Genomic DNA, 9,244 nt, shown 5'->3' with positions numbered 1-9,244 from the left:
CCCCATGAGCCGCCCCCCCAGCCCCATCCGCCTCCGTGATGGTGGTGATGATCATAGTGATTGTGCCCTCCATGATGGTGATGTCCGCCGTTATGGTTGTGCCCTCCATGAGGATGATGATTACGATAATACAATCCGTTATTTTCTATATAATTCATGTTTCCCCTCTCCTTTTCCATTTTCTCATCTTAATAGGTATTGTATGGATAGTACGGACCTTGTTAGTAACCTATATAATTAAGAAGAATCCGCGTAATAAAGATAACTATATCCTGGTCTTCATCATGCACCTGCTACAAATCCATGATATGGTTATCCCCTTTCCTATATAAAGGGCAAGGTTTTTGTCCCTCCTACACTGTTTATTAACCAGCAAATAGCTGGATAATAACGTCACAATATAATGTATGTAGGACAAATGCGGAAAGCATGGGGAAAATGTCTATATTTTGTAAAAAAAACAAAACACTTTATAATAAGAATGTCGGATTATACCTTTTTATATAAGAAGTCTATACTTAAGAAAGATTAGAGGAATTTTATAGAAATGAAGAAGCCTATCGTTCAATTACTATCAATATTTGTAATTATATCTATCGTTCTTTTCCTATTAAATACATCATTTATTTCGTTATATACATTTGTCGGCGCTCTCTGGTCCATCACAATCATAGGAATTTCATTCGTTATTTTCATCGAAAATAGGTCTCCTCAAAGCACCTTAGCGTGGTTTTTAGTATTAGCACTTCTTCCCGTTATAGGGGTGCTTTTATACTCTATTTTCGGTCGTAGCCGTTGGAGAAGAAAAAAACATCTCCATCGTTCAGAAGAACAAAGAAAATTATTCCGTGAAATATTAGAAGGAAGACGACTAGAATTAGCACTCACAGTCCCCTTACATGAACGTTCTGTACATTTAACAGAAGTCGTACAAAAATTTGGAGGCGGGCCTGCCGCAGATAGAACGACGACAAAACTTTTAACAAATGGAGATCAAACATTCTCAGAAATTTTACAAGCTATCGAGCAAGCAAAACATCACATACATATTCAATACTATATTTATAAATCTGATGAGATTGGTACGAAAGTTCGAGATGCTTTAATAAAAAAAGCAAAATCTGGTGTTATTGTACGCTTTCTTTATGATGGACTCGGAAGTAACACTTTAAGAAGACGCTTTTTAAAACCTATGAAAGAAGCTGGGATCGAAATTGTAGAATTTGACCCTATTTTTTCAGCTTGGTTACTTGAAACAGTCAATTATCGTAACCACCGTAAAATCGTTATTGTAGATGGAGAAATCGGTTTTACTGGTGGACTCAACGTCGGTGATGAATATCTTGGTCGTTCAAAAAAATTCCCCATTTGGCGTGATAGCCATTTAAAAATAGAAGGGAAAGCGTTATATAAATTACAAGCAATCTTTCTAGAGGATTGGCTCTATGCATCTAGTGGGTTGAATACTTATTCTTGGGATCAATTTATGAATAGACAATACTTCCCAGGTAAAGAAATTTCACATGCAGAAGGTGCTGTGCAAATTGTAGCGAGCGGACCAAGCTCAGATGATAAAAGCATTCGCAATACATTATTAGCTGTTATGGGATCTGCAAAAAAATCGATTTGGATCGCTACACCTTACTTTATTCCAGATCAAGAAACTTTAACATTATTACGTTTAAGTGCAATATCTGGCATAGATGTACGCATTTTATATCCTGGTAAAAGTGATAGTATTATTAGTGATCAAGCATCTCAGTCCTACTTCACTCCGCTTTTAAAAGCTGGTGCTTCCATTTATAGTTATAAAGATGGTTTTATGCATGCAAAAATTGTACTCGTTGATGATAAGATCGCGACAATTGGAACGGCAAATATGGACGTACGCAGCTTTGAATTAAATTATGAACTTATTAGCGTACTATATGAATCAGAAACCGTTCATGATATTAAACATGATTTTGAAGACGACTTTAAGCATTCCACTGAAATTAAATGGAACGCATTCCAAAAAAGAAGTATCAAAAAACGAATATTAGAGTCTTTCATGCGACTCATTTCGCCTTTACTGTAAGCAATCAATGTAACATTGATTGCTTTTTCTTTTCCATTTCCCCTCTCTCCTTTTCTTTGCATACCATATTAAAACAAGTTATCATAAGATGTATTACTTTATGAAAATAATGTTAGGTGGGAAATACATGTTAGAACAATTTCATATACATGCTGATTTAAAACAACAGCTCTCAACCATTCACGAAAAAAATAAACAAGAAGCTAGTGAAAATGCACATTTAATTGGAAAGAAAATATATAAAGCATCTGATAACAGCATTATTGAAGATGCTATTACAGCGCTTCTTCTTGGCAAAAACATTCTATTAAAAGGGCCGACTGGTAGTGGTAAAACAGTACTAGCTGAAACTCTTTCTTCTTTATTCCAAAAACCAATGCATAGCATTAACTGTTCTGTTGACCTAGATGTAGAAGGTATTTTAGGATACAACACACTACAAACGAAAGATGGCGCATCTGAAGTTACATTCGTTAACGGCCCTCTTATGAAAGCAATGAAGAACGGTCATTTCCTATATATTGATGAAATCAATATGGCAAAACCTGAAACGTTACCACTTCTTCACGGTGCATTAGATTACCGTAAAATGATTACAAATCCATTTACACAAGAGGTTGTATATGGCGATGACGAGTATCGTGTAATTGCAGCAATTAATGAAGGTTACGTTGGAACAAGTGAACTAAACGAAGCATTAAAAAACCGTTTCGTTATTATTGAAGTTCCATACATTCAAGGTGACACATTAAAAGAACTATTACTATCTGAATCAAAATTAAATGATGTTGCAACAATTGAAAAGTTCGTTGCATTTGCAAGCGACCTTATGCCTTTAGCTCGTGATGGACGTGTAAGTGAAGAAGCAGCAAGTATTCGTGGCATTATCGACGCATGTGATTTAGGTGTATATATTCCTGTTATGCGTGCAATTGAACGTAGTATTATCGCAAAATTAAACGATGAAACAGAACAAATGACTGTCCGTGAATTAGCAGAAAGTTATTTCTTTGAGGGATAATTCATGAGACAAATTTTTAGTGACAAAAAAATTGATGCGTCGCTGTTTCTACAAATGGAAAACTTAATGTATGCTCTTCTAAAAGAAGACGATGCCTACCTTGAGTATGGCTATAAAGCATACTACGACGAAATTGAAAAAAAGGTTGTCATTAGTCACTTTTGGGATGATCGAAAAGAAGAGGATACAGTAATCGGATTAAAAAGCGAAGTGTTTTTAAAAGCACTTGGTAATAAACATTACTCGGACATGACTTTAATTCGTTCTTATGCGATTGAATTACAAGAATCACCCTTAAAAAAGTTTTTAACACAATTATTTGTTCTATTAGAAGATTTACGTGTTGAGGAAATCGTAAAAAACTTACGCCCTGGCACAAAGCATGTTTTTAAAAGAAGAAAAGAAATGTATCGCAATTACTTTGGTTCACAAAATGAAATCAATCGTGTTCGTAACTATCACGGTGATCGTCTATTTTGTCTCTGCTATCTTTCATTAACGAGCGATAAATATGAAATGTTTAATAATGAATATTTCGAGCAAATTGAAGCAATTTTGCATGAAACATTCCAAGCTCGTAATACAGAAGACATTATGTATATCGTTGAAAAAATTCGCTATCGTTTAGAAGGACTTCTTGAAAATGATATGCTTAATAATTATTTCGGACATGCTCCGCTTTATTTATCTGTGATTGCAGATGAGAAAGACAGTCGCGCTGAAAAATTAGCAAATGATGATACGCAGCTCCTAGATGACGATGATAACAAAAACAAAATGGATGAAAGCTTCTCGACATGGCACCGTGAAAATAAAAACAATGAAAACGAGAACTTTTTACGCTTTGATTTAGAAAGCGGAACAAAAACAAATATGATGGGCGATACTGCTCGTGAATCAGAAGATGGCGACCAAGCACTTGGTTCTGTACAAGGTACTTCTCAAAAGAGTACACAATCCAACTTTGATGGCGCTGATACAGAAGAAGCAAGAGCTTCACACGCTTCTAGCCAAAACGAGGGTGCATACGGTAAGTATAACGTTGGTGCTTCTCATATATTTAAAGAAGCTCGCAAATCAAATCCTGATGAAAAAAAGGATTACCAAGCTATCAAATCAGTCGTTAATAAAGATGTAAAAGAATTAAAGAAAATTATCGAAAAAACGATTGAAAATAAAACGAATGCAAATAGTGATAAATATTACGGAAGACTTCGTAAGAAATTCCTTCGTATTTATACTGAAAAGCAGCCGCGCATGTTTTATAAAAAAGGACAAGAATCACAAGAACTTGACGTTGCATTCCAACTACTAGTGGACTGCTCTGGTTCTATGTATAACAAAATGGAAGAAACGAAAAAGAGTGTGGTCCTATTCCATGAAGCATTGAAATCTTTAAAAATCCCGCACGCCATTAGTGGATTTTGGGAAGATGCTTCTAGTGCTAAGCCTGAGGATAAGCCAAACGTTATCCATGAAGTTGTAACGTATAAAAACTCAACGTTACCAAACGTCGGTCCAGAAATTATGCAGCTTCGCGAAGAAGAAGATAACCGCGACGGATATATTATTCGTATCGTTTCTGAAAAGCTTGCAAAAAGACCAGAAAAACATAAATTCTTACTTGTCTTTACAGACGGTGAGCCTTCTGCGCTAGACTATCAACAAGACGGTATTTTAGATACGCATGAAGCTGTCAAACTTGCTCGTAAAAGTGGTATGGAAGTAATCGGAATCTTCATCGAAGAAGGCGAAGCGAAAGAAGCCACTTATCAATTAATGAAGAACATTTATAACCATCACTTCTTAGTTGCAAATCATGCTGAAGATTTACGTCTGAAGATTAAACCACTATTGAAAAAGTTACTACTGAAGACGATTGAATAGAAAAACAGGAGCGTTGTCGCTCCTGTTTTTTCTTTCAATCACTTTGTTTCTGATTGAAACTTATATGGAATGGCTACTTCTAATAATGCCTCGAATCCGCCATCGTAGAATGGGAATCGTTCATTTGCGATCGTTCGATTCACCCACTCTATTGCAGAAATTTCTTCTTCATCTCCCGCAATCAGTTCACCTTTTACTACATTTGCTCGGAATGTAAAAAGTATCGCATGATTCCCTGATTCTTCAAAGAATTTTTCATTGATCGCAACAAGTCCACCTGCCACGGCAGTTAAACCTGTCTCTTCTTTCACTTCTCTTATTAGTGCTTCCTCTAATATTTCACCTTTTTCAACAGCCCCACCCGGCAGTGACCAAACGTTTTGTTCTATATTATGTACCATTAATATTTTATCTGTTTCTTCATCATGTATTAGTGCATATACAACGTCAACTCTTTGCATGTTGCTTTTCTCCTTCAATTAACTCATCCATTGTAAATAAAGAATGTAGTTGTAAGCCATCTTCTAATAAGTTGTCTTTTCCCTCTTTCGTTCGTTCAATTACACCTAGAACATGATGTACTTTCGCACCTAGTTCTCTTAAATCTTTCGTGCTTAATAATATTTGACCACCTGTCGTAATAACATCCTCAACAACACAAACATTTTTCCCAGCAATATTAACGCCTTCTGCTAACTTACATGTACCGTACTTCTTCGCTTCTTTTCTTACAAATACAACTGGTATACCTGTTTGTAAAGATAATGCTGTTGCTACTGGAATTCCTCCCATTTCTAAACCTGCGAGTACTTCTGTATCAGGGGGAATGAGCTCTTTCAACTGTTTAGCAATTTCTAATAACAGTACTGGATTAGATTCAAATAAGTACTTATCAAAGTATTGATTTGATACTTGTCCTGATCGAAGTTTAAATGTTCCTGTTAAACGTGACGTATTATAAATTCCCTTTGCTAACTCCCATTTCTCCATTGTTTCTCTCCCCTTTATGCACAAATTAACTTATTCTATCACACTTGTAATTATTTGTATATTCCTAAAATACAAATAAAAGGGTCGATTCCTAAGAATCGACCCTTCCTATTAATTCATCACTAACTCAGCTGTGAGCTTTTTTTTAAACTTAGCCAACATGTCAGTTGTCATTTTGTCTAAATCGTATTCTGCTTTAAAGCCCCACTCTTTCATTGCTGCCGTTGCATCAATAGAGTTTGGCCAGCTATCAGCGATTGTTTGACGAGCAGGATCTACAGCGTAATCCATTGTAAACGTCGGGATGTGTTTACGAATTGATGCTGCGATTTGCTCTGGCTCAAAGCTCATTGCTGTAATATTGAACGCGTTTCTATGCACAAGTTTACTTGGATCAGCTTCCATTAATGAAATGATCGCTTGTAAAGCATCTGGCATATACATCATATCCATGTATGTCCCTTCTGCAATGTATGAGGTGTATGTGCCTTTTTTAATCGCCTCATAATAAATTTCAACCGCATAATCAGTTGTTCCGCCTCCTGGAGGAGCTACGTAAGAAATTAAACCAGGGAAACGTACACCGCGCGTATCAACGCCAAACTTTTGATGATAATAATCACATAGTAATTCTCCTGCTACTTTGTTTACCCCATACATCGTAGTAGGACGCTGAATTGTATCTTGTGGCGTATTATCTTTCGGTGTTGATGGACCGAATGCACCGATAGAACTTGGCGTGAAAAACTTACAGTTTAATTCACGAGCTGCTTCTAATGCATTTACAAGTCCACCCATATTTAAATTCCAAGCAAATAACGGATTTTTTTCTGCTGTTGCTGAAAGTAAAGCTGCTAAATGAATAATTGTATCTACTTCATTACGCTTTGCGATATCATGTAGTTTTTGTCCATCTGTTACATCTAACGTTTCAAATGGACCAGACGTTACTACTTCACTATCTGTTTCACGAATATCTGTTGCAATAACATTTGATGCACCGTATACATCACGAAGTTTCATTACTAATTCAGAACCAATTTGCCCTAAAGAACCGGTTACTAGAATTTTTTTCATTTTCCCCACTCCTCATTTGCAAGCTATTCAAAAGATGTCGTTACTTAAATGATGCCCATTTCTTTTCCTACTTTTTCATACTTACGAATTGCTTCATCTAACATTTCTTTCGTATGAGCTGCTGTAGGCATATTACGAACGCGTCCTGTTCCTTTAGCTACAGTTGGGAACACGATAGATTTTGCATATACGCCTTCTTCATTTAGACGTTTACTAAATTCTTGTGTTAATACTTCGTCACCAATAATACAAGGTGTAATTGGCGTTTCACTTTCTCCAATGTTAAAGCCAAGTTCTTTTAACCCTTGTTTTAAATAGCGGCCATTTTCCCAGAGACGATCATGTAACTCTGTGCTTTCCATTAAAATTTCAATTGATCGCATACATGCAGCTGCATCAGCTGGTGTTAATGCTGTGGAGAATAAGAATGGACGTGAGCGAACTTTTAACCAGTCAATTAAGTTTTGTTTCCCTGCTACATATCCACCAATTACCCCAATTGCTTTTGATAATGTACCAATTTGGAAATCAACTTTATCAGATAGACCGAAATGCTTTACAGTTCCTGCACCTTTTCCAAGTACACCTGAACCGTGTGCATCGTCTACATATGTCATTAAATCTAATTCTTCTGCAATCTCAACAATCTCTGGTAATTTTGCAACATCTCCATCCATTGAGAAGACACCGTCTGTAATTACCATTAATTTATTGTAAAGACCTGATTCTTTCGCTGCGATTGCTTTTTGGCGTAAATCTTCCATATCAGAATGTTTATAAACGATGATTTTCGCTCTTGATAAACGACTACCATCAATAATAGAAGCATGGTTTAATTCGTCTGAAAGAATCGCATCATTTTTATCCATAACGGCTGAAATCGCTGCCATATTACAGTTAAATCCTGATTGGTAAGCAATTGCTGCTTCTGTATGTTTAAACTTTGCAATTGTCTCTTCTAATTTAATATGCAAATCTAAAGTACCGTTAATTGTACGAACAGCTCCTGCTCCAACGCCGTACTTATGAATTGCACCAATTGCTGCTTCTTGCAAACGGCTATCTGTTGCTAATCCAAGATAGTTGTTTGAAGATAAGTTAATATATTCTTTTCCGCCAATTGTAATGATCGGTCCATTTGAACTCTCAAGCGGATCAATTACGTTATAAAGCCCCTTTGATTTTAAATCCTCTAAATTTTCTTCTAAAAATTTCGCAAGTGTTTTACTAGACATTGTGAAGCCTCCCATCGTTCATGTAAGCGGATTATTGTCTTAATAGTTCTAATAATCCCTCTACTAGCTTAACACGTTTTTAGAATTTATTATAGAAAAATAGTTTAAAGTAACCGCTTACAATTCTAGATTATATATGATTCATTACAAGAAATCTATCATTTACTTTTCATATTTGGTAGAATAAAAAAAATATTTAAGGGGGCTTCAATCATGGCATTTACTGAATCTGATGTATATAATAACGAAGCATTTTTTGAACAATATATGAAACGAAGATACCGAGAAAATAGCTCAAATGAATCACTTGAAAAACCAGCCTTCTTTCAACTCATTGGTGATGTGAAAGGAAAGAAAATCCTCGATTTAGGCTGCGGTGACGCCAAGTTTGGCGAGGAATTATTAGAGAATGGCTGCCACTCTTACACTGGTATTGAAGACTCCGAACTTATGTATGAAAAAGCTAAAAAACAACTAGAAAATAAAAATGGAACCGTCCATTGTTTAAACCTCAAAGACTACACATACCCTCCTTCTACTTTTGATTTAGTAACGTCTAGACTCGCCTTACATTATATTGAATATCTTCCTATCATTTTTCAAAATGTGTACGAAGCTTTAAAAACAAATGGAACCTTTACTTTTAGTGTTCAACACCCTGTTATTACTTCTTCATTTGAAAGCTTGCAAACGAGCGGAAAAAGAACAAGCTGGCTCGTCGATGATTATTTTAAAATGGGAAAACGCGTTGAACCTTGGATTGATCAAGAAGTTATTAAATATCATCGTACAACGGAAGAATATTTTACATTATTACAACAAGCTGGATTTACGATTACAAATATAAAAGAAGCTACACCAAATCAAACTTATTTTCAGAGCGAAGAAGAATATGAACGACGTTTACGAATTCCCCTCTTCCTACTATTCTCTTGCGAAAAATAAAAAAGACGATGA

General features: G+C 35.7%; 8 protein-coding genes and 1 pseudogene. 4 read left to right on the top strand and 5 right to left on the bottom strand.

What is annotated here, in order from left to right; genetic code table 11:
- Positions 1-158 (bottom strand): annotated as a pseudogene (locus tag DM800_RS18145) (cobalt transporter); the annotation flags it as partial.
- A gap of 389 nt (positions 159-547) precedes the next feature.
- On the opposite strand from DM800_RS18145, the gene DM800_RS18140 reads away from it, so the two are divergent.
- From DM800_RS18140 to DM800_RS18130, 3 genes are all read left to right on the top strand, one after another.
- Positions 548-2,077 carry a cardiolipin synthase gene (locus DM800_RS18140; protein ID WP_087983378.1) on the top strand — a complete coding sequence of 510 codons (1,530 nt, stop codon included), beginning with the start codon at positions 548-550 and terminating at the stop codon, positions 2,075-2,077.
- A gap of 127 nt (positions 2,078-2,204) precedes the next feature.
- Positions 2,205-3,098 (top strand): ATP-binding protein, encoded by an 894-nt coding sequence (locus DM800_RS18135; RefSeq protein ID WP_147787307.1) that lies wholly within the window; start codon positions 2,205-2,207, stop codon positions 3,096-3,098.
- 3 nt (positions 3,099-3,101) lie between these two features.
- Positions 3,102-4,985, top strand: coding sequence for a vWA domain-containing protein (locus tag DM800_RS18130; protein WP_147787306.1), 1,884 nt, complete (start codon positions 3,102-3,104; stop codon positions 4,983-4,985).
- A gap of 38 nt (positions 4,986-5,023) precedes the next feature.
- Here the strand turns inward: DM800_RS18130 and DM800_RS18125 are convergent, their stop codons facing one another.
- The 4 genes from DM800_RS18125 to DM800_RS18110 all read right to left on the bottom strand — a co-directional run bounded on the left by DM800_RS18125 (position 5,024) and on the right by DM800_RS18110 (position 8,287).
- Positions 5,024-5,446, bottom strand: a complete 423-nt coding sequence (locus tag DM800_RS18125; RefSeq protein ID WP_060487015.1) for an NUDIX hydrolase — start codon at positions 5,444-5,446, stop codon at positions 5,024-5,026.
- Positions 5,433-5,975 carry an orotate phosphoribosyltransferase gene (pyrE, locus tag DM800_RS18120; RefSeq protein WP_141547135.1) on the bottom strand — a complete coding sequence of 181 codons (543 nt, stop codon included), beginning with the start codon at positions 5,973-5,975 and terminating at the stop codon, positions 5,433-5,435. Before pyrE ends, DM800_RS18125 begins: the two co-directional genes overlap by 14 nt.
- A 111-nt stretch (positions 5,976-6,086) precedes the next feature.
- Entirely contained in the window at positions 6,087-7,052 is a 966-nt protein-coding gene (locus DM800_RS18115) for an L-threonine 3-dehydrogenase (RefSeq protein ID WP_147787305.1), read from the bottom strand.
- Between the two features lie 44 nt (positions 7,053-7,096).
- Positions 7,097-8,287 (bottom strand): glycine C-acetyltransferase, encoded by a 1,191-nt coding sequence (locus DM800_RS18110; protein ID WP_000095914.1) that lies wholly within the window; start codon positions 8,285-8,287, stop codon positions 7,097-7,099.
- A gap of 213 nt (positions 8,288-8,500) precedes the next feature.
- Here DM800_RS18110 and DM800_RS18105 point away from each other — a divergent pair, with 213 nt between their 5' ends.
- Positions 8,501-9,232: a class I SAM-dependent methyltransferase gene (locus tag DM800_RS18105; RefSeq protein WP_147787304.1), complete on the top strand. Its 732-nt coding sequence runs from the start codon at positions 8,501-8,503 to the stop codon at positions 9,230-9,232.
- The last annotated feature ends 12 nt before the right edge of the window (positions 9,233-9,244 follow it).

It is taken from the genome of Bacillus sp. AY18-3, from assembly GCF_008042305.1.
GTDB classification, from domain to species: Bacteria; Bacillota; Bacilli; order Bacillales; family Bacillaceae_G; genus Bacillus_A; species Bacillus_A wiedmannii.
This window is presented reverse-complemented; position numbering and strand designations above follow the sequence as displayed.

Excerpts from the sequence above, each read along its gene's own strand:
- DM800_RS18105 (WP_147787304.1), top strand. The coding sequence starts at position 8,501 with ATGGCATTTACTGAATCTGATGTATATAATAACGAAGCATTTTTTGAA.
- DM800_RS18115 (WP_147787305.1), bottom strand. The coding sequence starts at position 7,052 with ATGAAAAAAATTCTAGTAACCGGTTCTTTAGGGCAAATTGGTTCTGAA.
- DM800_RS18140 (WP_087983378.1), top strand. The coding sequence starts at position 548 with ATGAAGAAGCCTATCGTTCAATTACTATCAATATTTGTAATTATATCT.
- DM800_RS18125 (WP_060487015.1), bottom strand. The coding sequence starts at position 5,446 with ATGCAAAGAGTTGACGTTGTATATGCACTAATACATGATGAAGAAACA.
- DM800_RS18135 (WP_147787307.1), top strand. The coding sequence starts at position 2,205 with ATGTTAGAACAATTTCATATACATGCTGATTTAAAACAACAGCTCTCA.
- pyrE (WP_141547135.1), bottom strand. The coding sequence starts at position 5,975 with ATGGAGAAATGGGAGTTAGCAAAGGGAATTTATAATACGTCACGTTTA.
- DM800_RS18110 (WP_000095914.1), bottom strand. The coding sequence starts at position 8,287 with ATGTCTAGTAAAACACTTGCGAAATTTTTAGAAGAAAATTTAGAGGAT.
- DM800_RS18130 (WP_147787306.1), top strand. The coding sequence starts at position 3,102 with ATGAGACAAATTTTTAGTGACAAAAAAATTGATGCGTCGCTGTTTCTA.